This is a genomic window from Spirosoma lacussanchae, assembly GCF_005870035.1.
Lineage (GTDB): Bacteria > Bacteroidota > Bacteroidia > Cytophagales > Spirosomataceae > Spirosoma > Spirosoma lacussanchae.
This window is the reverse complement of the sequence record NZ_SWJG01000006.1, coordinates 162,565-189,431: the sequence shown is the minus strand read 5'-3', so window position 1 is coordinate 189,431 and position 26,867 is coordinate 162,565. Positions and strand designations below refer to the sequence as shown.

Annotated in this window: 24 protein-coding genes; 11 read left to right on the top strand and 13 right to left on the bottom strand. The window is 52.3% G+C overall.

Annotated elements, in window-relative coordinates:
* Positions 1-238 precede the first annotated feature (238 nt).
* The gene (locus FBR45_RS20295) at positions 239-1,717 is read right to left on the bottom strand and encodes a hybrid sensor histidine kinase/response regulator (protein ID WP_138505709.1); all 1,479 of its coding nucleotides are present in this window, start codon (positions 1,715-1,717) and stop codon (positions 239-241) included.
* Positions 1,718-1,807: 90 nt separating this feature from the next.
* Positions 1,808-2,227 (bottom strand): response regulator, encoded by a 420-nt coding sequence (locus tag FBR45_RS20290; RefSeq protein ID WP_138505707.1) that lies wholly within the window; start codon positions 2,225-2,227, stop codon positions 1,808-1,810.
* Positions 2,228-2,796: 569 nt separating this feature from the next.
* Here FBR45_RS20290 and FBR45_RS20285 point away from each other — a divergent pair.
* A complete protein-coding gene (locus FBR45_RS20285; RefSeq protein ID WP_138505705.1) occupies positions 2,797-3,441 on the top strand; it encodes a porin family protein in 645 nt (214 codons plus the stop codon).
* 72 nt (positions 3,442-3,513) lie between these two features.
* Here FBR45_RS20285 and FBR45_RS20280 read toward each other — a convergent pair whose 3' ends face one another.
* Complete coding sequence (locus FBR45_RS20280) at positions 3,514-4,974, bottom strand: sigma-54-dependent transcriptional regulator (protein WP_138505703.1); 1,461 nt, start codon at positions 4,972-4,974, stop codon at positions 3,514-3,516.
* An 88-nt stretch (positions 4,975-5,062) separates the two neighbouring features.
* On the bottom strand, positions 5,063-5,437 hold the full coding sequence (locus tag FBR45_RS20275) for a response regulator transcription factor (protein WP_077922706.1): 375 nt from the start codon (positions 5,435-5,437) through the stop codon (positions 5,063-5,065).
* Between the two features lie 478 nt (positions 5,438-5,915).
* Here FBR45_RS20275 and FBR45_RS20270 point away from each other — a divergent pair, with 478 nt between their 5' ends.
* The gene (locus tag FBR45_RS20270; protein WP_138505701.1) at positions 5,916-6,077 is read left to right on the top strand and encodes a lmo0937 family membrane protein; all 162 of its coding nucleotides are present in this window, start codon (positions 5,916-5,918) and stop codon (positions 6,075-6,077) included.
* Between the two features lie 221 nt (positions 6,078-6,298).
* Here the strand turns inward: FBR45_RS20270 and FBR45_RS20265 are convergent, their stop codons facing one another.
* Entirely contained in the window at positions 6,299-7,372 is a 1,074-nt protein-coding gene (locus FBR45_RS20265; RefSeq protein WP_138505699.1) for an endonuclease/exonuclease/phosphatase family protein, read from the bottom strand.
* Between the two features lie 215 nt (positions 7,373-7,587).
* Here FBR45_RS20265 and FBR45_RS20260 point away from each other — a divergent pair, with 215 nt between their 5' ends.
* From FBR45_RS20260 to FBR45_RS20230, 7 genes are all read left to right on the top strand, one after another.
* A complete protein-coding gene (locus FBR45_RS20260) occupies positions 7,588-7,836 on the top strand; it encodes a YtxH domain-containing protein (RefSeq protein WP_138505697.1) in 249 nt (82 codons plus the stop codon).
* A gap of 32 nt (positions 7,837-7,868) precedes the next feature.
* Positions 7,869-8,237 carry a YtxH domain-containing protein gene (locus FBR45_RS20255; RefSeq protein ID WP_138505695.1) on the top strand — a complete coding sequence of 123 codons (369 nt, stop codon included), beginning with the start codon at positions 7,869-7,871 and terminating at the stop codon, positions 8,235-8,237.
* A gap of 196 nt (positions 8,238-8,433) precedes the next feature.
* On the top strand, positions 8,434-9,774 hold the full coding sequence (locus FBR45_RS20250) for a TolC family protein (protein ID WP_138505693.1): 1,341 nt from the start codon (positions 8,434-8,436) through the stop codon (positions 9,772-9,774).
* A 36-nt stretch (positions 9,775-9,810) separates the two neighbouring features.
* Positions 9,811-11,058: an efflux RND transporter periplasmic adaptor subunit gene (locus FBR45_RS20245; protein WP_138505691.1), complete on the top strand. Its 1,248-nt coding sequence runs from the start codon at positions 9,811-9,813 to the stop codon at positions 11,056-11,058.
* Positions 11,059-11,100: 42 nt separating this feature from the next.
* A complete protein-coding gene (locus FBR45_RS20240; protein WP_138505689.1) occupies positions 11,101-14,214 on the top strand; it encodes an efflux RND transporter permease subunit in 3,114 nt (1,037 codons plus the stop codon).
* A gap of 357 nt (positions 14,215-14,571) precedes the next feature.
* Positions 14,572-15,249 carry a response regulator gene (locus tag FBR45_RS20235; protein WP_077922700.1) on the top strand — a complete coding sequence of 226 codons (678 nt, stop codon included), beginning with the start codon at positions 14,572-14,574 and terminating at the stop codon, positions 15,247-15,249.
* Between the two features lie 82 nt (positions 15,250-15,331).
* Positions 15,332-16,756: a sensor histidine kinase gene (locus tag FBR45_RS20230; protein WP_138505686.1), complete on the top strand. Its 1,425-nt coding sequence runs from the start codon at positions 15,332-15,334 to the stop codon at positions 16,754-16,756.
* Here the strand turns inward: FBR45_RS20230 and FBR45_RS20225 are convergent.
* From FBR45_RS20225 to FBR45_RS20210, 4 genes are all read right to left on the bottom strand, one after another.
* Positions 16,706-16,987 carry a hypothetical protein gene (locus tag FBR45_RS20225; protein ID WP_138505684.1) on the bottom strand — a complete coding sequence of 94 codons (282 nt, stop codon included), beginning with the start codon at positions 16,985-16,987 and terminating at the stop codon, positions 16,706-16,708. The two genes, FBR45_RS20230 and FBR45_RS20225, sit on opposite strands and share 51 nt — an antisense overlap.
* A gap of 54 nt (positions 16,988-17,041) precedes the next feature.
* Positions 17,042-18,487, bottom strand: coding sequence for an NADP-dependent isocitrate dehydrogenase (locus FBR45_RS20220; protein ID WP_138505682.1), 1,446 nt, complete (start codon positions 18,485-18,487; stop codon positions 17,042-17,044).
* Between the two features lie 313 nt (positions 18,488-18,800).
* Entirely contained in the window at positions 18,801-19,073 is a 273-nt protein-coding gene (locus FBR45_RS20215) for a hypothetical protein (RefSeq protein ID WP_138505680.1), read from the bottom strand.
* 34 nt (positions 19,074-19,107) lie between these two features.
* On the bottom strand, positions 19,108-19,536 hold the full coding sequence (locus FBR45_RS20210; RefSeq protein WP_138505678.1) for a RodZ family helix-turn-helix domain-containing protein: 429 nt from the start codon (positions 19,534-19,536) through the stop codon (positions 19,108-19,110).
* A gap of 217 nt (positions 19,537-19,753) precedes the next feature.
* On the opposite strand from FBR45_RS20210, the gene FBR45_RS20205 reads away from it, so the two are divergent.
* Positions 19,754-21,337, top strand: a complete 1,584-nt coding sequence (locus FBR45_RS20205) for an NAD(P)/FAD-dependent oxidoreductase (RefSeq protein WP_138505675.1) — start codon at positions 19,754-19,756, stop codon at positions 21,335-21,337.
* A gap of 76 nt (positions 21,338-21,413) precedes the next feature.
* The gene (locus FBR45_RS20200) at positions 21,414-22,043 is read left to right on the top strand and encodes an NUDIX hydrolase (protein WP_138505673.1); all 630 of its coding nucleotides are present in this window, start codon (positions 21,414-21,416) and stop codon (positions 22,041-22,043) included.
* On the opposite strand, the gene FBR45_RS20195 is transcribed toward FBR45_RS20200, so the two are convergent.
* The 4 genes from FBR45_RS20195 to FBR45_RS20180 form a co-directional block, all read right to left on the bottom strand.
* The gene (locus FBR45_RS20195; RefSeq protein WP_246082319.1) at positions 22,044-23,495 is read right to left on the bottom strand and encodes a TolC family protein; all 1,452 of its coding nucleotides are present in this window, start codon (positions 23,493-23,495) and stop codon (positions 22,044-22,046) included.
* Positions 23,492-24,850 (bottom strand): HlyD family secretion protein, encoded by a 1,359-nt coding sequence (locus tag FBR45_RS20190; RefSeq protein ID WP_138505671.1) that lies wholly within the window; start codon positions 24,848-24,850, stop codon positions 23,492-23,494. The genes FBR45_RS20195 and FBR45_RS20190 overlap by 4 nt, the downstream gene beginning before the upstream one ends.
* A 118-nt stretch (positions 24,851-24,968) precedes the next feature.
* The gene (locus FBR45_RS20185) at positions 24,969-25,970 is read right to left on the bottom strand and encodes an ABC transporter transmembrane domain-containing protein (RefSeq protein ID WP_138505669.1); all 1,002 of its coding nucleotides are present in this window, start codon (positions 25,968-25,970) and stop codon (positions 24,969-24,971) included.
* A gap of 21 nt (positions 25,971-25,991) precedes the next feature.
* Positions 25,992-26,810: a hypothetical protein gene (locus FBR45_RS20180; RefSeq protein ID WP_138505667.1), complete on the bottom strand. Its 819-nt coding sequence runs from the start codon at positions 26,808-26,810 to the stop codon at positions 25,992-25,994.
* Between the last annotated feature and the right edge of the window lie 57 nt (positions 26,811-26,867).

Genomic DNA, 26,867 nt, shown 5'->3' with positions numbered 1-26,867 from the left:
CTCTGTGCTTCTGTTAGCTGCAATCATTAAGCCCCTATCAGTTTAGCCTGGAGACTGAGAGCCAACGGACAACTGCTTTAGCGTCCCAAACACTGGTGAGTATGCTCGATACACAAAGATCCTGTTGGGTCTAAGCGTTAGCGATAGGCCACTGCCATAAGCCGACTCCGCCCAGAGGAATTGGCGGGCGACTCTTGTGTAAAGATCAGAAGTTATTTGATGATGGTTTGCCGACGGTTTATTTCGGGAAGAGCAGTCGGAAGGTAGTTCCCTGCCCTACCTGGCTGTCTACTTCAATGGTGCCTTTGTGACTGTTAATGATATTCTGCGTAGCGGTCAGGCCTAGTCCCATACCGCCCGACTTTCCGGTAAAGAAAGGATCGAAGAGCCGCTGCCGGTCGGCATCGCTAATGCCCCCCCCATTATCGGCCACTTCCACACAAACCCAGTTGTCTTCAATACAACTCGTTTTAATGGACAGAATACCTTTGCCTTCCTCCATGGCCTCTACGGCATTAACCAGTATGTTGAGCAGCGCCGTTTTCACCTGATCCCGGTCGAGCAAGGCGGTGCAATCATCGGGGGCGAGCGAAACCTCCAGGCGCATCCGTTTCAGCTTGATCCGGTCGGCTATGAGCTGCAGTGTCGCTTTGACAACGGCGTTGAAATCCTGTTTTTTACGGTCCAGCTCACGGGGTTTGGAGGAGTTGAGCATCTCCGTAATCAACTGGCCAATTCGATCAACGTTACGCCCAATGATATCGGTGAACATGGTCACGTACTCATTGTCAGTATCCAATTCATCCTTGAGCTGCTCCAGAGCCAGACTCAGGTTGGTCAGCGGGTTGCGAACTTCGTGGGCAATGCTCCGGGCGATCTTACCCGTCATGGTGAGCTTTTCGGCCAGGATAAGATCCTGCTGCGCCCGCTTCTGTTCGGTGATATCGCGTACAATACCCTGGTACCACTCAGGTTTACCAACCACATCCTCTACCGCCCAGACCGAAATCAGGCAGATGCGCTTACGGCCGTTTCGGTTAATAAGTGTTGTTTCATAATCTTTGATCTGCCCATGTTCCCGAACGTTGAACCGCAGCTCGCGCAAGTGGTTCAGGTCGGCAAAGAGCCGCGCGGGATTGAGCAGCCGCAGTTCATCACGGCTGTACCCCAGCAGTCGTTCTACTGATGGGTTCGCATCCCGGAAGCGCAACTCATTATTTGCCACGAAGATGGCATCGATAGACCGCTCGAATAGCGAGCGGTATTTATTTTCTTTCTGGGCTACTTCGGCCAGGACACTGGCCTGCCGAAGGGCGTATCGAATACTACGGCCCAGCAGCTGAGCATCGATGCGTCCTTTTACCAGATAATCGGCAGCTCCCAGTTCAAGAGCTGACTGATCGACTGTAAGGTCATCCTGCCCCGTGAGCAGAATCATGGGAGCGCGGCAACCGGCGCGAAAGGCTTCCTGAATAAGATCAATACCGGTATGATGACCCAGTCGGTAATCGACCAGATACACATCATGCTCATTCGCTTCAATAGCTAGCAGCGCCCGGTCATAGCTCTCTACCCAGTCGAGTTTGATGTTAGCATTTTCCCGGGCCGAAACCAGGGCCCGGGTCAGCATGTAATCATCTTCATCATCTTCAACCAGAAGAACCCGAATTACATGTTTCTTTTCGGTAACGTCGAGGGGAGCAACAACCGGCATCATAACAGTGAGCAGTTAACAGGAACCAGTTAGTATTAATTTAATACAGTATATACAATCGAAAGGGCTGACATCCTGGACAGCACCGCTCTGTTAAGGTAGCTTGACCGTGTCCATCCAGTACGTCTTCAGCGCCCCAACCATCTCGACCAGACGGCTGAAGTTGAAGGGCTTTGTAACAAACGAATTAACGCCCAGATTATACGTTTTCACCACATCCTCGTCGGCCGATGAGGTAGTCATTACTATTACCGGCAGACGACGTAATTTAGGATCGTCTTTGATCTCTTCCAAGGCCTGAAATCCGTTTTTACGGGGCATATTCAGATCAAGTATGAGCAGATTGGGCCAGGGAACGTTCTGATCGAGGAATCGACCTTCGTGGCGCAGATACTCCATCAACTCCTCACCGTCTTCAACAAACTGTATTGTTTGAGAAAATCCATTCTGACGCAGCGCCTGCTCCATAAACAAGCGATCATCATGGTCATCGTCAGCAATCAGAATAGTCATACTGGTAGGCTTACGGTGCATAGATTCGGTAAAGTAGTTTGTTACGGTAGTGCTAAAAAGAGGTAAAATGCATGCATACTAGTTGTAACAGATTTAAACCCGCCATCAATAGTCGGCTAGCATAATACATGTAACGTATAATGCATAGCAATCGGCATTATACTTGTCAAAACTAAGCAAAATTGCCCAACTCGCGGCAGCGCCCATCCATTAAAATAGCGTAACCTATCCTGCCGTACGATAGTATTTATACCGAACTAACAGACTTAGCCTGATTGACAGCCCCTTACGTATATAGAGCAGGGGTATTCATGAACAGATGTATGCGTTCTAATTTCAGATCAGGATTGTCTATATTCTACAAAATGGGGAGATTATTACGCAGCAGGTGTCCTTACCGAGCAGTTCCCCTTCTCTAACAAAATTCTGTAAAGTGGTAAAATGCAACGCGATAGGCCCTCAACATGCGCTTAGGAGAGTTTTGGCACGATTTTAACATATTAGCCGTCATGAGTCGGTACAACTGAATTAACCATGGACCTGCTCTTCACGTAAATCACTAGATCGTTATGAAAAAGTCGATGAATCTACTGTTGGCTACTGCAGTACTGGCTGTTGGTAGTCTTGTTACTTCCTCGTCGGATGCACTTGCCCAGGGCCGAGTCAGGACGGGGATCAAAGGAGGTCTAAACGCAAGCTCACTCTTCTACGATAACCAAGGTGTCAGCAACAAAAATGAGCGTATCGGCTTCCACGCGGGCTTGTTTGCGCAGGCACCTCTTGGCGAATTTCTGGCCATTCAGCCTGAGTTACTCTACTCGACCAAAGGCGCTTCTGCCGATTACAACCTGCTGGGTTTTAACGGACGCAATACATTCAGACTAAACTATGCTGAACTGCCAGTATTGCTGACGTTCAAACTGGGTCAGGCCGTAGAACTTCAGGCTGGCCCTTACGCTGCCTATCTGCTAAACTCGAACGTCAATTCGAACGGCGACTTCGGGAGTGGTAGTAGCGCGATCAACCGCGATAACTTCAACAAGGTCGATTACGGTATCGCTGGCGGACTCAACATTTACTTCGGGAAAGCGTTTATCGGCGCTCGCTATGAGCAGGGACTACAGCGGATTGCCAACAGCGGAGCCGCCCGTACGTTGTTGGGTAATGCAAAAAACAGTGTAGGATTACTGTCGGTAGGCGTGAGCATCAACTAAGAAAATGCTCCATAAAGAAAGCCGCCTGAATCGAATTCAGGCGGCTTTCTTTATGGGTATATACTCTACATGTTAGAGATGAATATCGTACGCTTTGAGTTTGTTGTAAAGCGTTTTTCGGTCGATGTTGAGCACTTCCGCGGCTTTGGTTTTATTGTAGCCGGTTTTCTCAAGTACCTTTAGAATAGCGACCCGCTCGGCGTTTTCGGATACTGATTTTAAGTTAGCGGCCGACTGACTCATGACGGGCACACCCGGTCGGGCCGGATCAAACGAAACCTGAACGTTGCCTGCCGTATCGTCGGGGGCAAAATACTGAGGAGTGATTATCTCGTGAGGTAACACATCGGCCTCCACATAATCTCCCGATGTCAGCAGTACAGCCCGTTTTACCACGTTCTGCAGTTCGCGAAGGTTTCCATGCCAATAATACTCTTTCAGTTTCTCCTTCGCTTCATCATCGAAGCCAAGAATATCCTTTTCGAGCTGCCGGTTGGCCAGTTCCAGAAAGTGTTCGGCAAAGATCATAATGTCGGCCTTGCGTTCGCGCAGGGGCGACAGATGAATTTCGAATTCGTCGATCCGGTGGTAAATATCCTCGCGAAAGCGCCCCTGGCGAACGGCCTCACGCAGATCTTCATTCGTAGCTACGATAATTCGCACATCGACGGCAATGTCCTGGTTACTGCCAATGCGCCGAATCTTACGCTCCTGCAACACCCGAAGCAACTTGATCTGGTTGTCGTAGGAGAGGTTGCCGATCTCATCAAGAAATAATGTTCCGCCGTTGGCGAACTCGAAACTCCCGGCTTTATCGGACATGGCCCCAGTAAACGCACCCTTTACATGGCCAAACAATTCGCTGCCGGCCAGTTCTTTGCTCAACGCTCCGCAGTCGATAGCCACGAAAGATTTGTCGGCGCGTTTGCTTTTGAGATGAATGGCGTTGGCTACAAACTCTTTCCCCGTACCCGTCTCGCCGGTAATGATAACCGACATGTCTGTGGGAGCAATGAGATCAATATGTTTCTGAAGTTGCTCGGCTACCCGGCTTTTGCCGAAGATAAACCGTTTGCCGTCGGGGGCCAGTGAGCCTTTGTTACCAGCGGCTCTGGTGGAGGTAGCTTTTGCCGGACTGGCGACCGTTGCCGCTGGCTGGGTGAGCGACTGGCTACGACGTTCCAGTGCGCCTTTAATAGTGTAAAGAATTTCGTCGGGGTAGAGTGGCTTGGTTACATAATCGTAGGCCCCGTGCTTCACCGTCTGCACAGCCACCCGTACGTCAGAATAACCGGTAATGATGATAACGGCTGTTGTCGGATGCATGACCTTTATTCGGCGCAGCATTTCCAGCCCATCAATATCCGGCAGCTTGAAATCGCAGATAACTAGTTCGAACGATTCTTTACGAAGCAGAACGAGTCCGTCCTCTCCCCGCTGCACCGACGCCGTCTTATATCCCTGTTTGCCCAGAAACCGTTCCAGCAGCAGGCATATGTCGTTATTATCGTCAATGATTAATATTTTCTCCATGAAGAGGCAGTAGCTTACTCAGGCAGCCCAAGGCTAACTATGTTAACAGGAAATAACGAAGCGTTGTTAGCTGCTTGAACAAAGTTACTCAAACCTGAATGGTTTGCAAAGCCATTTCGACCGACCTTCTGGTAAACGGTTTACCTATAAAATAGTCGGCTCCCTGCTCGGTGGCGCGTCTGCGTTCGGCCTGTCCGTCAAAGGCGCTGATCATGATAATCTTGGTGTCGGCCTGCTCCTGCTTGATGGACGGTAGCAGATCGAAGCCTAACCCATCGGGCAAGTTCAGATCTAAAAACACAGCGTCGAATTGCTGTGCACTCAGGCACTGCCTGCCTTCTTCTATGAAGTGGGCACAGGTCGGCTGGTAACCCAACCGACGAAGTAAACCGGACAGTAATAAACAGATGTCGGCTTCGTCGTCGACTATTAACACGCGTTTGGCGTTACTCACTGCATTCATTACGGCTGGTCGGTATTGCTGGCCCACACTGGCTCCTGTCATTGTGCTTACCACGGTACGTAGCATTTTATGAACTTCTATGCTTCTCTTTATATAAAATTTAGTGCCGAAACGATAGCCTTCCAGTTTATTTCATGTAATTTCTGTGTTAATGGCTGATTAACAAGCCCGTTACCCGTTACAAGTTATTCTTCAAGGTAATAGTACTCATAGCATATGAGATAACGTACTGTGGCAATGTGCGCTTATTTTCCCCGAATGTTCTACACATGTGTACTTTTCTCCACACTTCCTCACTAGAGGTTAATAAATTGCTGTAGACACGTCAATGGCGAAGTTTACTACCTAGTAACTCATTTTCAAGCATGTAGCCCATTTTAACTCTACTTTATGCTCCGAAGGGCCCGTGATGGCACAGAATTTTCTAGAGAGTTTGACAATTGCGAGATATTAATTTCTGATTTACTCACGAAACGTTATGGGAAACCTTCTTTATACAATTGCCGTAGTGCTGATTATCATCTGGCTACTTGGCTTTATCGGATTCGGCAGCTTTGGTCTGGGCAATCTGATCCACGTTCTGCTGGTGATTGCAATCATTGCAATTATTCTGCGCCTGATTCAGGGACGAGGGGTGTGAAGATTGGGTTTCCTTGAAAATATACCGACCTGTTGCCAGCTACGGGTTGGGGTCACAGAATTCCTAATACGTCGAAACGTTTAGGTTTAGGTGGTTTCATTTTAGGTTAAGTACAAGTTACGGTGGGTACGGAATCCCTGCGCCAAGTTGAGCGCAGGGATTTTTTTTATCCCTGCCCAATCAGATCGCGTAACCTGACCACAAAATGATCACTGACCGGGTTATGTAGCCCGGTCAATGATGTCACGTGCTTCTTTCAGATCGTCGCCCTCAGGTTGCGGCTCTTCGGTAGCCGTAGCCGGATCGGGCTGATAGGTAAGCGATACCAGTATGGGGAAATGGTCGGACCCACAGTTGGGAAGCCGGCGCAACTGCTTAAGCCGGAAATGATGCGACACAAAGACGTGATCGAGCGGCCAGCGTAGAAAAAAATAGTGCGCATGAAACGTACTATACAGCCCCCGTCCTACCCGAGGGTCGAGCAGCCCGCTGACACGCTGAAACAGTCGGGTCGTATGTGACCAGGCCACGTCGTTAAGATCGCCGGCCACGACGATAGGCCCCGTATGCTTCCGGCATTCTTTCCCCACCAGTAGTAGCTCCGCATCACGTTCGGTAGACCGGTAGTGTTCCGTAGGGCTGGGAGGCATGGGGTGAACCCCATAGAAATGGACCTGCTGACCCGACGGGAGCTCCAGCTGCACGTACATAGACGGGATGTCATCCTGTATCAGAAACCGGATCTGCGGGTTATGCAGCGGCAGCCGGGAATATAGCAACATACCATACGTATTCTCTAGGGGACATAATAACCGATGCGGGTAGTTCTGTTCAATAGCCTCCAGCTGCTGGCGCCATGCTTCGTTGGTTTCCAGCAACAGCACGACATCGGGCTGGTGTTTCTCGATCAACCGCTTTACATCTGGTACATGCGTGTTCTCCATGAACACGTTTGCCGTCAGCAGCCGCAGCGTATTTTCTTCCACCTGGTTTCCCCCGCCCTTACGCCTTACCGCTCTGACCTGCTTTTTGGCGAGGGGCGTATAGGGCCGAATCAGCCAGCCCTGGTAAATGCTGGCCGCCAGCAGACCCACCGGGGCAATGGTTAAAGGCCACTGGGTCGACTGATCAGCCAGTAACCAGGCAACCAGGCCGAGCACCGTAAGGGCTGTAAGCTGCAGGTGAGGGAAGTCCCAGATACGAACCCACCAGTAGTCGAGCCGGATAAGGTGGATGAATGAAGCCAGCACCAGAAAACCGGTGTAGCCAAGTAGGACGAGTGTAGTGGTGGTCATGATTCTCTAACTGGCAACTGTGGGGGTGTTGTTTTCCAAATTGCGTAAATCGTGGACGCCCTTGTAGAAAATACTCCTCAAACTCCCTACCGTATACTCAACGATAGTGGCTATTTAATAGACTGTTAATGAGTGATTTACTATATTTACAACAATGTGGTACAAAATTTTCTAGTGATTTAGTGTATTTGTTTCATTCACTAAAGATACAGCCAATGAAATCGTTACCAGGAATACTGATAGGCCTCGCAGTTGGTGCTGTGGTAGGCATTCTGCTGGCGCCGGAGAGTGGAAAGACTACTCGCCGAAAAATATCTACTGAGTCAGACTCGTTTTTCAAGGACTTGCAGGATCAGCTTCAGTCTGGCTTAGACAGTATCAAAGAGCAGTACAACGATTACGTTGACTCCGCTTCGTCTAAAACGCAGGACCTGGTCGCTCAGGCAAAACGGAAGGCGAAGTAATCATCTACCAATCACCTAAAACAAATAAAGCAATGAGAAGTACACGTGATTTTTTAACAGGCATTATTACAGGCGTAGTTATCGGTATCCTCACAGCACCCCGCAGTGGTAAGGAAACCCGCGAGAAACTGACCGAAGAAGCTAACAAACGTACTGGCGATCTGAAAGACCAGTGGGAAAAAGGCGTAGCTCAGGTAAAAGAAGGCTACGAACAGGCTAAGACGCAGGTAAATCAGTATGCCGATAAAGCCAAAGATCAACTGAACCAATATAAAGGTCAGGCTGAAGCAGAATACAATAAGGAGAAAGTAAAGAGCCACTATAACGACAAAGTTGATGAACTGGCCGATGATGCTCAGTCTGGTATCGAGAATGCAAAAGACTCTTTCAAGGTGAACTAATATCACCTTCCTGATTTACTCAACGTTATTGAAAAAGCGGCCTGCCGGATCTCCCGGCAGGCCGCTTGCTTTATAGCCAGACATGACAAATACGACACCAGAGGGTCACATTATTTAACGGCCTTTTAATTTTTGTTTAAGAGGGCCTTAATACCGCCCCGTGACATTTGCTACGAAACACACCAGTACCAAGGCTATGTTTTGTAGTTCATTCCTATATGTCCGGCTCCGGGCGCGCAAACAGTGGTTAATCTGTTTGCTGGTGTTTGCAGCCAGCAACATCCACGTTCTCCTGGCGCAGATAATCGCCCCTACTCAACTCCCCGCTCCAGATACGGTGCGGCTCACGTTGCAACAGGCCAACGATCAGTTTAAGGCCAATAATCTGAGTCTGCTGGCTGCTCAGCTGGGGGTTCCCGAAAACAAAGCGTACGAGTTACAGGCCCAGTTGCGGGTAAACCCTTCGGTCTACGTCGAGACAATGCCGTACAACCAGCTGACGCATGAAGCACTGCCCTTCGGCAAATCAAACTCCCAGCAGGTAATCCAGGTCCAGCAGCTAATCAGGCTCGCCGGGAAACGGAACAAGCAGCTGGCTCTGGCCAAAACCGGTACCGACCTGGCCGCTGACCATTTTTATGACCTCCTCCGTACATTAACCTACCAACTGCATACCAGTTTCCTTGATTTATACTACGGTCAGCAGCTACTGACGGTATACGATGAAGAAATTACCACCCTGCAGCAAACGGTTCAGCTGTACCAGCAGCAGTTCGACAAAGGGAACGTTCCGCTCAAAGACCTGACACGCCTAAAAGCCTACCTCTTTAGCCTGACTACCGAACGTCAGCAGCGGCTCCGCCAGGTTATTGACTCACAGTCTGACCTGGCTATTTTATTAAACATCAAACCCGCTACGGTGATCCGTCCGATGGTATCGACCGACTCGGTGAGCCAGCTCAGCGTATCGCAGCTGAATCTGGACACCCTGTATCAGCTGGCAGAGCAATATCGCTACGACGCGAAAAGTTATCGAGATCTGGCCAGGCAGGAGCAACAGAACCTGGCCCTTCAGAAAGCGCTGGCCGTACCCGATCTGACTTTACAGGGTACGTATGACCGAAACGCCGGCTACATCCCCAACTACGTTGGCGTAGGTGTGGGTATCTCACTGCCCGTCCTGAACCGAAACCAGGGAAATATTCAGGCCGCTCAGATCCGAATCCAAAGCAGCCAGTATCTGTCGAATGCTTACCTGGTCCAGGTCGACGGTGAGGTACAGCGGGCCTACGACAAAGCCAGACAGACCGAACAGCTTTATCGCGCCTTCGACAATCAGTTTACCGGCGACTTTGGGAGGCTGATCAACGGCGTGACGATCAACTACCGCAAGCAGAATATCGACGTGGTTGAGTTTCTTGACTTCTTCGACTCGTACAAAAACACTCAGATTCAGGTTACGCAGCTCCAGAATGACCGTATGCAAAGCCTTGAGGAACTGGAATACGCCATCGGTACCAACCCGTTTCGGCATTGACTGAACATACAGAAATTGGTAAAACAGACATTCAACATGAAACGACACCCCACTATTCTTCCCTGTAGCCGACCGCTGCGCCTGTCTGACCGGCTCGGCATAACAGCCGATCCTAAATCGGCTATGGCTACCCGTTTTTCGTTTGGGCTGATTGTACGGCTAGCTCATCAAACGAACCGGATGCCCGGCTCCAAAGGCCTGGCGAGTTTGGCAGGGTTCCTGCTCGTAGGAGCCCTCAGCAGCTGTAGCCATTCCGACTCGCCGACCGAAGCCACCACCGTTACCCCCAAAACCAATCTGCTGGCCAGTGCTACCTTCGATACCGCCCAGCTCGAAACTACCCGAAACGAACTTAACCTGACCGGTAAGGTCACGGTCAATCAGGATCAGGTCGTCAAAATATTTCCCCTGGTTGGTGGTCATGTTGATGCGGTCAAGGCAGATCTGGGCGATTTTGTCCAAAAAGGTCAGACTCTGGCCCTGATCCGATCCGGCGACCTCGCCGACCTGGAGCAGCAAGGCGTTACGGCGCGTGGCCAGTTATCAGTGGCCCAGAAAAACCTGCAGGTAACCGAAGACATGGCACAGGCTGGGCTCAGCTCTCAGCGCGAACTCGTGGCCAGCCAGCAACAGCTTCAGGCCGCCAGGGGCGAGGTAAACCGGGTAGCCGAACGACGACATATTCTGGGCGGCAATGGGTCGGTTTACGTCGTAAAAGCGTCCATGAGCGGGTTTATCGTCGAAAAAACGGCATCGCCCGGGATGGAAATTCGGTCCGATGACCCCGAAAACCTATTCACCATCTCGAACCTCGACCACGTCTGGGTACTGGCCAACGTCTACGAATCTGATCTGGCTAATGTACACGAAGGCGATATGGCAACGATTACCACCCTCTCCTATCCTGACAAAGTATTTCGGGGGCGAATCGACAAGATTTTCAACATGCTCGACCCGGAAAGCAAAACGATGAAAATCCGGGTCACGCTCGATAACCAGCCGACAGGCCCAAACCCTTATCCGCTCAAACCCGAGATGTTTGCCAACGTAAACGTTACCTACGCCGGTCATGACAAGCGGGTGGCTATTCCGGCAAGCGCCGTGGTGTTCGACAAAAACCGCAATTTCGTAGTAGCCGTTAACCGGCATAATCAGCCCATCGTGCGCGAGATTTCGATTTATAAAACCATTGGGTCAACCACATACTTGTCGGGTGGTCTGGCCGTAGGCGATCGGGTCGTTACTACCAATCAGCTCCTGATTTACAGCGCACTGGGTAATTAACCCAGCCTTTCTTTTTGCCTCCCACCACTTAGCCCACTGGCTATGAATACGTTCATTCGATCCATCCTGTCGTTCTCGCTCAAAAACAGATTCTTTGTTTTTTTCCTAACGGCCCTGGCGGTGATAGCGGGTATCATCAGCTACCAGAATACGCCCATCGAGGCTTTCCCCGACGTTACCAATACGCAGATTACCCTCATTACCCAATGGCCCGGCCGCTCGGCCGAAGAAGTCGAGAAATTCGTAACCATTCCCATCGAGATTGGGCTCAACCCGGTTCAGAAACGCACCGATATCCGCTCAACCTCTCTTTTTGGCTTGTCGGTGGTCAAGATTATGTTCGACGACGGAGCCGATGATGCCTTTGCGCGCCAGCAGGTCAATAACCTGCTCGGTAGTGTCGACCTGCCCGAAGGCGTCCGACCCGACGTACAGCCTCCCTACGGCCCCACCGGTGAGATTTTCCGGTACACGCTCCAGTCACCCACCCGCACCGCCCGCGAGCTAAAAACCATTCAGGACTGGGTCATTGACCGGCAGCTGAAGGGTGTGCCGGGCGTAGCCGATGTGGTCAGCTTTGGGGGCGAGGTAAAAACCTACGAAATATCGGTCGACCCGCGTCGGCTGATCGATTATCACATTACCCCTCTCGAGTTGTATCAGGCCGTGGCCAACTCGAACGTCAACGTTGGCGGGGATGTCATCGAAAAAAACGCCGAAGCGTACGTGGTTCGGGGTATTGGTCTGTTGCGAAACCAGGATGACATCCAGAATATTGCCATCAAAAACGTTAACGGAACCCCTATAACCGTACGAAACGTAGCGCAGGTATCGGAGTCGGCCCTCCCTCGCCTGGGTCAGGCCGGACGCGACAAACGCGACGATGTAGTAGAATGTATCGTGGTCATGCGCAAGGGCGAGAACCCCAGCGAAGTCATTGACCGCGTAAAAGCCAAAATCAACGAGCTCAACACCAGCATCCTGCCTTCCGACGTACAAATCAACACCTTCTATAATCGGGAGTCACTCATTCATTTTGCCACCCATACCGTTACACACAACCTGCTCGAAGGCATCGTATTTGTTACGGTCATTGTCTTTCTGTTCATGGCCGACTGGCGCACCACGGTTACCGTTTCTATCGTCATTCCGCTGGCGCTGCTGTTTGCGTTTGTGTGTCTGCGGCTGAAGGGTATGTCGGCCAATCTGTTATCCATGGGCGCTATCGACTTCGGTATCATCGTCGACGGTGCGGTGGTTATGGTAGAGGGCATTTTCGTTACCCTGGATCAGCTGGCCCATGAGCAGGGCATGGCGCGCTTCAACCGACTGGCCAAACTCGGTGTGCTTCGCAAAACGGGCACGGAGATGGGAAAAGCCATTTTCTTCTCCAAGCTCATTATCATTACTTGTCTGCTTCCCATCTTTTCGTTTCAGAAAGTAGAAGGCAAACTGTTCAGCCCCCTGGCCTGGACCCTGGGCTTTGCGTTGCTGGGCGCGCTCTTTTTTACCCTGACCCTGGTGCCGGTGCTGGCCAGCCTGCTGCTGAAGAAAAATGTTCGTGAGAAGCACAACCCGTTTGTCAACCTTGTCACCCGTTATGCCACCCAGGCGTTCGGTTTCACCTTTGCGCACAAGAAACTGAGCCTGCTGGTTACCGCTTTCGTGGTTGTGATCGGTTTGTCGGGTTTCAGCCTGTTGGGTACCGAATTTCTACCCGAACTGAACGAAGGGTCTATTTACGTGCGAGCCACCATGCCCATGAGTATTTCGCTGCCGGAGTCGGTGAAGCAAAGCATTCAGATGCGGCATGTATTCGAGCAGTTTCCGGAGGTGAAAGGGGTGATTTCGCAGACCGGACGACCCAACGACGGAACCGACCCCACCGGCTTTTATAACATCGAGTTTCTGGTCGACATTTACCCACAGGATGAATGGAAAAGTGGGCTGACCAAAGAAGAATTAATTGATAAGATGCAGGAAAAACTGCGCGTTTTTCCGGGCGTTAATTTCGGTTTTTCGCAGCCGATTATGGACAATGTAGAAGAGGCTGTTTCGGGCGTAAAAGGCTCAATTGCCGTTAAACTATTCGGCCCGGATCAGACCATCCTGGAACGTAAGTCGCAGGAGGTGCAGCAACAGCTGGCCACCGTTCAGGGTATCGAAGACCTGGGAGTGATTCGGACAACGGGTCAGCCTGAAATGCGGGTCGAGCTGGACGAACGCAAACTGGCCCTCTACGGGGTCGACAAAGCCGAGGCTGAAGCCGTTATAGAAATGGCTATTGGCGGGAAAGCAGCTACCCAGATCTATGAGGGCGAGCGGAAGTTCGATCTGCGCATTCGGTACGACCGCCCGTTCCGCTCCAACGAACAGGAGATTGGCCGACTTATGGTACCGGCCCAATCCGGCTCGGGCGCGTCGACGGCCATGATCCCTATCCAGGAAATTGGAAAGGTAACGACCCAGACAGGGCCTGTCCTGATTTTCAGAGAAGGCGGCCAGCGATATGGCGCCGTCAAATTCTCGGTGCGTGGACGCGACATGGGTAGCGCCGTTGCCGAGGCCCGTCAGAAAGTAGCCGCTCATGTCTCACTGCCAACTGGTTACACGATTAAATGGGCGGGCGATTTTGAGAACCAGCAGCGGGCTACGAACCGGCTGGAGCAGGTAGTACCGATTAGCCTGTTAGGTATCTTCCTGATCCTGTTTGTGCTGTTCGGCAACGGGAAAGACGCTGGACTGGTGTTAGTCAACGTACCGTTTGCGGTTATCGGCGGCATTGCCGCGCTGCTGGTAACGCATGTCAATTTCAGCATATCGGCCGGTATAGGTTTCATTGCCCTGTTTGGCATTTGCATTCAGAATGGCGTTATCCTGATTACCGTCTTCAAGAAGAACCTCCGGAACAATTTGTCGCTGAATACCTCTATTCGCGAAGGAGTTATTTCCCGGATACGACCCGTTGTGATGACGGCCATGATGGCAGGCATTGGTCTGATCCCAGCGGCCCTATCGCACGGAATCGGTTCGGAAACGGCCCGACCCCTCGCTATTGTCGTTATTGGCGGGCTTATTTCGGCTACACTGCTAACGCTATTCGTTTTTCCGCTGATATTTTACGCCTTCTACCGGCGTCAGTTTCAGCCTTTATAGGACCCGAACTCAAAAGTTACTACGTTAGATAATTTTAACCGCTGTAGTAGCGTTTATTAGTTAAATCGCAACGTAGTTGAGGGCATTGCGCAGAATCAAAATGTCCGAACCGATCTTGCGCTACGAAGAAATTTGCTTACTTTAGCATAACAATCCTTTACAAAGGGAAGGTTGAACATCAAGACGTGGTAACCATCGGTTACCTGTCTTGAAATGGTGTGGATAGAAGCGGAAAGCCGCCCCGATTTTCGGAGCGGCTTTTTTGTTTTTGGGGGTATTTGTTTTTTTGCACTCGTCACCTTAAAATAAAACCGTTTGCCATTTTTAAATAACAAAATAGGTGCGTATGTTGCCGATATGAAGATTCTGATGGTTGAGGACGAGCCAAAGTTGGCCTCGTTCGTAAAAAAAGGACTGGAAGAGCAATCCTGTGAGGTAGATATTGCCTACGACGGACAAGTAGGTCGAAATATGGCCCTGAACAATACGTATGACGTTATTGTAATGGACGTTAACCTGCCCAAAATGAATGGGTATGACGTTGTTCAGGCCCTGCGGCAGGAGCAGGTCAGGACGCCGGTTCTGATGCTGACTGCCATGAGTTCGGTAGATGATAAACTGACGGGTTTCGAGTCCGGCGCCGACGACTACCTGGTCAAGCCGTTCGAATTTCGGGAACTGATGGCCCGCCTGCGCGCCCTGACCAAACGGGCTACCGACCCCGGCACCCAGTCAAATGTATTGAAAGTAGGCGATCTGGAGCTGGACCTGAACGAGAAGGTAGCCCGCCGGGGCAACAAACGCATCGAACTAACGGCTAAGGAATTTGGTCTGCTCGATTACCTGATGCGGAATCGGGGCCGGGTGGTTTCCAGAGTCGACATTGCCGAGAAAGTCTGGGATATCCATTTCGATACCGGCACGAATGTAATCGATGTTTACGTTAACTTTCTCCGCAAAAAAGTCGATAAAGACTTTCCCCATAAATTAATTCATACCGTAATTGGTATGGGCTATATGCTCAAAGAGGAGTGACAGAGGAGAACCGGGGTAGGAAAGCCGCACCAGTCTACTCACCAGTTCTTTCGCTACTTCCCCCTGCCCCGCCTTTATTTCCATGAATATACGGACTCGCCTAACACTGCTTTTCGTGCTTCTGGTCGCGTTAATCATGCTGCTGTTTACGGGGTCTGTCTATTATTTTTACGATCAGTTTCGACAACAGGAATTTCAGCAGCGACTCGAGGAACGCGCTTTCACCACCATTCAGTTGCGGGAAGATGTTGGCGAAATGCCCCGTACAGATCTGTCGTTCATGATCGATGAGCAGATCACTATTTACAATGACCAGGGTCTGGTTCTATACAGCAAAGGCGCTCAGCGCCCCCGCTTTCCGGTATCGCCGGGCCTCCTGCGCCGAATTACAACCCGACAACCCCAGTACCTCCGACAGGGCGATATAGAAGCCGTTGGCGTGCGGTCGCAGAATAGCCGGGGTCAGTCGTTCGTTATTTTTGTCTCGGCCAATGATCGCTACGGCTTTAGCAAACTCGGCCGATTGCGCGATTTGCTGGCGGTAGGATGGCTGCTCAGCCTGCTCATCGCCGGCATTGCCGGTTACCTGTTTGCGACCGATGCGCTCCGGCCCGTTGCTGAACTTATTGCTCAGGTCAACTCTATCTCCGCCACTAACATTCATGAGCGGCTCCGGGTTGGTCGTCAGCGAGATGAACTGGCTGCGCTGGCCCGCACCTTCAACGCCCTGCTGAGTCGCCTTGAGGTGGCCTTCGTTACCCAGAAGAGTTTTGTTTCACATGCGTCGCACGAACTCCGGACTCCGCTGACGGTCATGATGGGCCAGATTGAGGTGACCCGGCTGCAACCCCGAACCGGACCGGACTACGAAGCCGCGCTGGACGGTTTGCTCGATGAGGTGCAGAACATGATTCGTCTGGTCAATGGACTTCTCGAGCTGGCCCAGGCCAACGCCGACGCGGTTATGTTGCGATACCAGCCCGTCCGGATCGATGAGCTGCTGTGGCAGGCCCAGAGCCAGATCACCCAGAAAAAACCTTCCTATCAGATCGACATCGACTTCGAAAACCTGCCCGATCAGGAAGAAGACCTGGTGATCATGGGCGAAGAGTCACTGTTGCAGACGGCGCTTCAGAACCTGCTCGAAAACGGATGCAAGTATTCAGCCGACGAGCAGGTATCGGTACGAATCGCTTTTGAGCCGGGCGAAATTCATCTGACCATCAGTGACCATGGACAGGGAATTCCACCCGGCGACATTCAACATATTTTCGAACCGTTTTTCCGCTCTGAGAACGTACTGACCATTCATGGGCACGGCATTGGACTGGCCCTGACCCGACGCATCATTGACCTCCATCAGGGCCGGATTGAGGTAGAGTCTGTCTTAAATAAGGGGACCACCTTCCGGATCAGTTTACCGACGCAGACCAACGCGGCCCTGCGTCAATCGGTACTACACCTGACGAACGAAACGCATTCGGATAACTCCCTCGATATCCACTGACCCTTCAGGCCCGGCGGTTGTCTTGATAAGCCGGATTGTTTCGCGCAGGTCGGTTTCTATTTCGCGGATGCGGACTTCCAGGGCCTTGATGTCTTCTTCGGCATAATCGTGCCAGGCAATCCGACGCATATGGTGCTGTATTTTGGCCTGGGCCAGTTCACTGATCAATAACTCGGCCTCATTGCTACTGAATCGGCCATTGATGAGTTGAAAATCGTGTTGATTTGTCATGATAGTGTCTGTCTATTATGATACCTGAGTGTTTGATTAGCAGCCAGATGCTGGCTATGCTCCCTGTCCGGCCGAGAAAACGGGCTGCCCATCGAAGGTGCAGAGATTCTCGGTTTTGATAATCTCGAAACCAGCTTCCGTAATGGATTGCTGCAGCGCCAGAATATCCTGATACGATGACGGCTCCAGGGCCTCCGATTTGAAACGACACCGCCAGTGATCCGTGCAGAACGTTTCCGCAAACCCATCTGGCCATACTTTAACCCCCCGGTTTGTGATCATAGACAGGCTCATAGCGCCTGCTTTATGTGTTTTGAGGGTCTGGCCGAGTTTGTTCGGGTCCCGATCCGTATGGCGAAGGAAGATATCGACACCTACCGTTTCAATCGCTACGGGCGCCTGGGGCTTCGGCGTTACGTTGAAACTTACGTTTTTAGCCTGCGCATAACTGACCGGGGTTAACTGCTGGGGTTTCTGGCCGAGCCGGGCAATAACAGCCTGCGCAAATTCGCGGGTGCCGACTTTCTCGGTGCTCACGCTGGCGTCGAAGATGTCATACGTATGAATACCATCTTCCAGCGTTTTGAGCCAGGCGTTATGTACGCGCTCAGCCGCTTCGTTCTGGCCAATATGAACCAGCATCATGATCGAGCCAAGTAACAGCCCCGATGGGTTGGCCAGGTTCTGACCCGCCCGACGGGGAGCCGATCCGTGTATGGCTTCAAACATGGCCACTTCCTGCCCAATGTTCGCGCTACCGGCCAGACCGACCGACCCCGCAATCTGAGCAGCCACGTCTGACAGTATATCCCCGTAGAGATTCGGCATGACAATCACATCGAATACTTCTGGAGTGTCGGCAAGTTTGGCCGCTCCGATGTCAACGATCCAGTGTTCGTTTTCCAGCTCCGGATACTCGGCCGCTACTTCGTCAAAAACTTTATGGAACAGGCCGTCGGTCTGCTTCATGATGTTGTCTTTACTGAAGCAGGTCACCTTCTTACGCCCGTAGGCGCGGGCATACTCGAACGCATAGCGGATGATTTTTTCGGTACCGGGCCGCGAGATGAGCTTCAGGCACTGCACTACTTCCTGAGTTTGCTGGTGTTCGATGCCCGCGTACAAATCTTCTTCGTTTTCCCGCACGATAACCACATCCATAGCCGGATGCTTGGTGCTGACGAATGGGGAATAAGCCACACAGGGCCGAACATTGGCAAACAGACCCAGCACTTTACGCGTCGTTACGTTCAGGCTCTTGAAGCCTCCGCCCTGGGGTGTTGTAATCGGTGCTTTCAAAAAAACCTTCGTGCGCCGAAGCGACTCCCAGGCCTCAGGAGCTATACCGGCGGAGTTGCCGCTGAGATACACTTTTTCGCCAATCTCAATCGTCTCGATATCGAGCTGAGCACCGCCAGCCTGTAAGATATCGAGGGTAGCCTGCATAATTTCGGGACCAATACCGTCCCCATAAGCAACTGTGATGGGTGTTTTTTCCATGTGCGTATAAATTACCGCACAAAGGAAAGCAAAAATAACCAATATGATAGTAATACTATCAAAAATATTTGTTTAGCTAATTTAGCTTACCACAAAATGACTACTCATTGCAACAAATGCCCTTTTGTCAATCTATCCGCCAGCTAGCTGATTCGTTTGACTGGTTCAACAAAAAAGGCTCCTATATCAAGTAGGAGCTTTTTTGTTGCATACACAAGGTATTATTTTAAAATTATCTGCCTTGCTTTTCATTGGCTATGCTTGGTCTTTTTAGTTAGGAGATGTATAGACCGTCTCGCTTCACACGCTGGAACTAACGGTTGCCGCTTTTGGTAGTCGGATTTTTTACCCGGCCTCCGTTCTCCGTAGGTCCCTGCACAGGCTGCTTACCCGATTTAGGTTTGGGTTTCTGAGGTTGGTCAGGCTTCTGCCCGTTAAACTTTTCGGCCGCGACCCGCTCTTTCTCCGCATCAGGGACCCGAGCCGCTGCGCTGTTGTATTTATTACCGCTCTTTACACTTTCCCGCTGGGCGTTGGCCAGCGTTGGCAGGGCGGCTAAGACGGCTATAATTAGGAGTTTTTTCATGGCGATTCGGTGATTGACGACCCTACAAACCATTTTACTGGTCCTTTTTCGGATCTTTATTGGGCTTCAGGTTTATCAGATTCTCTTTTTTAGTGCGGGCTTTGGTCGACGTGCCACCGGTCATGGTGCTGCTACGTGCATCCGTCGTAGTCGTTGTAGGACCGTTGGCTGATGTAACGGTTGCCGCGCTGTTCTGCTCCAGGGTGTTATTTAGCCCCGACGTTGCCGTTGCCCCGTTGCTGGTGTTCGTACTGGACGAATTGGGCGGGGTCGAGTTGGCAGAGCCATTGGTAGCCGCTCCGGTGGTTACACTGCCCGCGCTGTTCTGCTCGAGCGTATTGCCGGTACCGGCATTGGTGGCTGTTCCCGATGACTGGGCAGCTGTAGAATTAGTGCGCTGCTGGGCCAGAGCCGCCCCAGTTATTAACCAGGCGCAGGCGAAGGTGGCAAGTATCTGTTTCATACGTTGAGTCGATTGTGTTGACGTATATAACTCTACCAATTTACAGTAGTTTAAAAAAGTACACCAATGCCCGGCCTGGCCGCTTCTTACGGCCCATGTTGTATAAGTAATTCACCGGTAACGAACCCAAACAAAATGGCCCCTGTTATCCGTAAACAGCCTTTTTTGTGCGTAGTTTTGTCAATTCCTGCCGGATAAACACCGGCCTTCCTATCGTATGATTCATCAGCTTTCGCTAACGCTCGATCCGGAACAGGCTTTCGACGATCAACTTTTTCAGGAGCAGGCATTTCGGGCGCTTCGGCTTCCGGCCGATGTACCTGCCCATGTGCGCAAACGCCGGCAATCGGTCGATGCCCGCGGCCGACAGGTCCGTGTCCACATCGATGCCGAGGTGTATGTAGGTATAACTCCTCCTCCCCTGATTCAGTACCAGAAGCCCCAACATGACGTTAGCCAGGCGCCCCAGGCCCTCGTGGTCGGGGCCGGACCAGCCGGTCTGTTCGCTGCGCTACGCCTGATTGAGCTGGGTATAAAACCCATCGTGCTGGAACGAGGCAGCGACGTACGCGCCCGACGTCGGGATCTGGCGGCTATCAACAAAGACCATATCGTTAACCCCGAGTCGAACTATTGTTTCGGCGAAGGAGGTGCTGGTACGTACTCAGACGGCAAACTGTACACCCGCTCAACCAAACGGGGCGATGTTCGGCGGATACTCGAAATATTTGTCGCGCACGGCGCAACGGATCAGATTCTGGTTGATGCCCATCCACACATTGGCACCAACAAACTACCAAACGTGGTAGCCGATCTGCGCGAAACCATTCTCCGCGCCGGGGGCGAGGTTCGCTTCGACACCAAAGTAACCGACCTTCAGTTGAGCGGGGGCGAGTTGCGTGGCGTGGTGACCGCCGATGGGCAGGAAATCCACGGCATCGGGGTTATTCTGGCAACGGGGCATTCGGCCCGGGATGTCTTTTACCTGTTGCAGCAGCGTGACGTCCGGATCGAAGCCAAGCCATTTGCCATGGGCGTGCGGATCGAACATCAGCAGTCACTGATCGATCAGTTCCAGTACCACCGGCCCGAGCGGGGCGACTACCTGCCGGCAGCGTCGTACAGCCTGGTTACCCAAACGCGCTATGGCGGGGTAGACCGGGGTGTTTTTTCGTTTTGTATGTGTCCGGGTGGATTTATTGTACCGGCCGCCACAGCCCCCGGCGAGTTGGTCGTCAACGGCATGTCGCCCTCGCGCCGGGACTCGAAATATGCCAATTCGGGGTTAGTCGTCGCCATTACCGAGGCCGATCTCAAGCCCTACGAAGACGAAGGGCCGCTGGCCGGACTGGCTCTCCAACAGGAACTGGAACGCTGGGCCTGCCGGATGGGTAGCCGGTCGGAAGGAGTACCATCGCAAACCGCACCGGCTCAGCGGGTGGCCGACTTCGTAGATGGGCACGTGTCCGATGTGTTACTACCTACGAGTTACCAGCCTGGCCTGGCTTCGGTCGATATGGCAGACGTACTGCCTGACCATATTGCGCAGCCCCTTCGACAGGGACTACGCGATTTTGGCCGGAAAATGCGCGGCTATCTAAGTAACAACGGGCAGGTTATTGGTGTTGAAAGTCGTACATCGTCGCCCATACGAATTCCCCGCGATCGCGACTCCTGTGAACACGTCGATGTACGGCGTCTGTTTCCATGTGGCGAAGGCGCTGGCTACGCAGGCGGTATCGTTTCGGCCGCTATGGATGGCGAACGGTGTGCGGAGCAGTTAGTAAAGCTATATAAATAGGGTTACGGGCTTGTGTTTACGGTGGGTGAGCAAGGCTGATCTACCGAATACGAACCGCTGTAATCTACAGAGATACATGATCGACACCACGTTTCATACCTTTACCGAACACCTTCGGCAACGACTTCGGGAACCTTTACCCGGCGAAGCGGCTCACGCCAGGATGGCGTCGACCTCCCGACTTCGGCTTGGTATCAAACCCAACGAGCGTACCCGGCGGAGCGCGGTGCTGATCTGTTTTTACCCGTACCAGAATTCTATTTATCTACCCCTCATCCTGCGCCCCCAGTACGATGGCGTTCATGCCGGCCAGATGGCTTTTCCGGGCGGTCGTATGGAGCGCATCGACGAAAACCTGACCCGTACGGCCCTGCGCGAAGCTCAGGAAGAGATTGGTATCCGGGTTTCGGACGTACAAGTGCTGGGATTGCTGACCGAGCTGTTTATTCCCCCCAGCAATTTCTACGTACAACCCGTTGTAGGCATCCTGCCCCACCGTCCCGAGTTTTACCCCGATCCGCGGGAAGTGGAAGCGGTGGTAGAAGTTGATCTGGCTACCCTTCTCGACGAAACCATTGTCGGGGATAGCCAGATCGACGTCCGGGGAGTGCTGGTCGATGCCCCATTCTACCAGATACAGGGCTACCGGGTCTGGGGCGCTACGGCTATGATGATCAGCGAATTACTGACCGTCATGAGTGCCTGATTACTGGGTCGTTCCGGCCACAAAATACAGCTCGGCAATGGCTTTCTGATACTTCGTTTTCAACTCTTCGCCCTTTACGCGCAGGTCGATCTGCTTGGTCTCGCGGGAGTTGACCAGGAAAAGGCTGCTTTCGCCAATCTCGAATTTCTGCTGCTCAGCCTCCATCAACCGCTGCTGGTTGGCAATTACCTGCTGCTGAACGATAATCTGCTGCTGTAGCGTTTGCAGCTGGTTATAGGCCGACTGCACCGTATTGGTTATATCGCGGCCGGTCTGCTGGCGTTCCAGAACAACCTGCTGGTTTTTTACCTGTACTTCGCGCAGTTTACCGCGCTCTTTCCGCAGAAACAATGGGAATACGAAGTCGAGACCTACTTTGTAGTTCTGAGGCCGTAAGGCGTAATAGCTACTCCAGTTGTAGGGCACATCGATGCGGGGCGTTTCGCTGAGCAGCATGGCGTTTAGCTGAATCTGCGGTTGAATCATGGCCCGGCGGAAACGCTCCTCTATGGTCAGCTGCTGGTTCTTGATATCAAGTTTCAGCAGCTCCGGATGGCGTTGCGCAGCCTGGTCCAGCAGCGCCTGGAGCAGATTTTCGTCCGGGGTGGCCAGCGAGGGCTCCTGCGGAATAGCCGTTACCGGCAACTCGACCGGCTGTCCTTCGGCATTCCAGAGAAATGTATTCACACGCAGGCGGGCATTCTGCTCATCCAGTTCGGCCTGTTGCCGCTGCACCAGTCGGTCCTGCACGGTAATGAGTGCTTCGGTCGTATCGATCATGGCCGCATCGCCCAGGAGTGCCCGTTGGCGCAATGCCCGGAACCGACGGTCGGCCAGGTCATAGCCTTCGACAAGTAATTGCCGTTGCCGATGAGCCAGGAACCACTCCCAGTAGGTTTTTGCCGCATCGAAGAGGGTTTTGTTGACCTGCTTAACCCGATCAGCTTCGGCCAGGTTAATGAGCAGCCGGGCCTGACGAACGGCGTTGCGCCGGGCATCGATCAGCATGGCCTGCCCGATCGGCATCGCCAGCCCTACGCCCGCCAGCCCCGACGGTGGGGTGGTTTCCTGCGGGTTGATGTACTTCCCGTTGTTACGATCGTAGGATACGTTCAGATCGATGCCGCTCACCCAGAGCGGAACCGACAGCTTATTCTGCCAGTGGTCGTAATACAGGGTCCGGGCAAATTCTTTCCGGTCGTAATAAGTACTCAACTTCGGGTCAAAAGCCCCCCGCGCCTGCATCAACACCTGCTCGGCTTCTTCGCCAAACAGGCCAGCCTGTTTAACAATGGGGTGGTTGAGTCGGATGAGTTCATAAAAGGCCTGCGCCGGAAATACAGTTGTGTCGGGCTGACAGACGGCCTGCACCGTTGACAGGAACACGACACCGGCCACCAGCATCAGCCTTCGGAATACCGAAGATTGCCAGCGAAACGTCAAACGCATCATTTTTTAGCTCCTTTCTCCTCGGTGGGTTCTTCCTGCAAACTGGGCGGGAAGCCGTTTAACTGACGCCATAGTTCGTACCATACCGGTACGTCGTCGAGCATGACCCAGCCATACACGCCCGATCCGACCCGCAGCTGACTCGGCCAGGGCTGATCGCCTTTCTGTACTTTGGGGCTAACCAGTAATCGATATTTCCCGCCTACGCTACTGACGGCATCAATGACGACCACTTCGCCACCAAACGTACCGACCGCTACGGCCGGCCAGCCCGAGAACTGAATCGCCGGCCAGCCATCGAACTGTAACCGAACGGTGCGACCCCGCTGAATCAGGGGCACGTCCATAGCCCGCACGTACAACTCAACGGCCAGCGCCGGGTTATCCGGCTGGAGGGTAGCAATGGATTCGCCTTCTTTGATGGTCTCGCCGATACCGGCCTTCAGTGAGCGCACTACGTAGCCATTCTGCGGGGCCCGTACGATGTAAAGTCCCCGGCGTACATCGACACTACTGATTTTATTCCGCAGCTTGGATATTTCGCCCCCGGCTTCGGCCAGGTAAGAGACCGCCGAACTCCGGTCCGATTCGGCCTTGGCCAGCTTCTCCTGATAATCGGCCTGAATGTTTGTCAGGTCCAGCCGCGCGTTGACCAGCTCCTGTTGCGACACATTCACTTTGTTCTCCTGCGATACAACTTTGGCATAATCTTCCTGCACCTTCAGTCGGCGCGATTCCAAATCGGTCAGCGAAAACAGGCCATTTTTGTACCCTTTCTCAAAACGGTCGAGCCGGTCTAGCGCAATCTGGTAATTTCTGCGGATGGCGGTCAGGTCGGCCTGGTCGGCCTGTACTTTGAACTCGCTTTGTTTGACCTTATTGCGGGCAGCTTCCAGCTTCACTTTCAAGCCCGCCCGGAGCGCTGCAATCTGGTCATCGAGTGCGTTAATTTTGGCGACAGTTGCATCGCTGGTGCCCTGTTTGGCATCCAGTTGCTCATCGAGCCGCTGGGGCAGGTTGGGATCAAAGTATTCGTCCTTAATCTCGGAGATCACCAGCAGCGTGTCCCCCGCCTTGACGTACTGGCCTTCCTGCACGTTCCAGCGTTCAATCCGGCCCGCAATGGCATTCTGTACCGTTTGCGGACGATCTTTTGGAGTCAGAGCCGTTAGCTTGCCTTCTCCGTTGATATTCTGCTGCCAGGGCAGAAACATGACAGCCAGGCCGACCAGCAGAATAAACGCCATCCAACGTCCTAACCGGCGACCGGCATCCGTATGGGGCAGGGTGCGCAGCGTTTTGAGCGGATAGTGGTTGAAGAGTTCTTCATCGACCCGTTGATTCGATATGTTTAGCATAGTGTCTGTACGTAATGAGTAATGAGTACCAAGCCAGTTACGATAATCGTCGTAGGTATGCCCCGGGTTACTTCATGGGACCTGATCGGTCCCGTTCTGCGGCCCTGCTTCGTTTTCATTAGTCGGTAAGGTGTAAATCAGATAAGGGAAGATCGGTTACGTAACCAATTTTTTCAACGGCCGTCAGCATGTCGAATACGGTATCGATGCCTGACATGAGTTTATCGACCGAGCTCGTAATCAGAACGATTACCAGCTCAGCGGCAACAAACTGCCCAAGCGACATTTCGCGGCCAACTACCAGGGTAGTCCCCAGAATCAGCAGCCCCCCGGTTACGATGGTCTTGAATGCCACACCACTGTAAAAAAAACGGCGCAGTACGCTAAAATGCTGATTCCGGTAACCCACGTAGCTGGCCACCAGTTCATCCATGCGATCAATCGTTTCCAGTGAATCGGTCCGGTGCCGGTGAATAGGCAGATCACGGGCTACATCCTCGAGCCAGGCCACCACCTTGTACTTGTATTTCGACTCGTTCAGACTGGTTTTCAACCCGACCGGCCCGTATATCCAGCAAATGCCGACGATAGCCACCATGGTGAACAAACCAAACGCCAGAAAAACCGGGTGGTAGGCCGACAGCAGAATAATACCGAACAGAATCTGTACCGCGGCTGCTGTCAAATCGATCAACAGCTTGGGCATTCCTTTCTGAATGGTCAGCACATCGAAAAAACGGTTCATCAGCTCGGGTGGGTAATAGCCAGCAAACGCGTCGGGCTGGATACGGGGCAGTCGGTAAGTAAATTCGAAAGCCGCCTTGGCGAAAACCCGCTGCTGCAGAACTTCGACCAGCATCATCTGGCTCACGAGCAGTAAACCAGACAACAGTACACCCAGAATAACGAGGCCAATCAGCAAATAAACCGAACTGAAGACTAACCCACCCGATACCAGGTTAAATACGGCCTGGATACCCAGCGGCAGCGACAGACTGATCAGCCCCGTAACCAGCGCGTACAGGTAGATGTAGCCAATGTCTTTTTTATCATTACTGAGCAGCCGGATCAGTCGTTGTGTTGGTGTTGGTGTTGGATCAGATGACGTTGAAGTTGCCATTGTTTAATTCCTGTTAGGTTTTTAGAAATGAATCATCACTTCAGTTACTAATGCATTTGTGTCTGAAACCTGATCGTTAGCCCGTTTATAAGCCAGAATCAGCACCTGGTGACCGATGTTGAACTGCACCCCGGTAATCAGCGCGGCAATGTCGTGACGGCCCGAAATCCAGTCGGCCAGCAGACCAACGTGGCGGGTTAAGGGCTGTTCAATACCGCCTATAAAGCTCAGGGGTGTTAACGGAATCCGCTGGGGGCTTGTTTCCGGCAAGCCACCTACCCCCTGCATCCTGACTCTCCGGAAACCGAACACGTGCGATGAGCCATAGCTCAGGCCCGCCGTCAAACGGGTTCGCGTCGGCGACAGGCGGGTACTGACGTGACTGTACAGCCACCCGCCTACCCGATCCCGAACAATGTTTCGTTCGGGCCCTACCGCCACGTAAGCCATTTGCCCTATAGACAGCTTTCGTTCACGAAACATACCGGCACCCTCTCCCTGTTGCAAAGGTAAGATGGTTTTATACCCAATCCCTACCGCTACGTTTTCGGTTCCCGGCGAGCCCACATTTACAACAGAAACAGCCAGTTCTGTCCGTTTGGCGATGCCGTAGGTTAAAAAGTTGAAGCTGTTCCATTTCAGCTTGCCAGCCTCAGACGCCCACTGACTTTCGTGCGTATATTCAACATGACCTCTGCGAGCTACATCGGCACTCGGAATACCAGCAATCAGCGACTGGGCCTCTGCGGCTGTATCCGAGAATATATAGAGCAGACTGGTACCAATCCAGTTTCTGATTTGACACAGGATAATATATGTTCGATTAATTAAACGGTTCATGACTAGATTTGTGTATGTAACTACTTGAAAAGATAGCAACAATATCTATTTTGATAG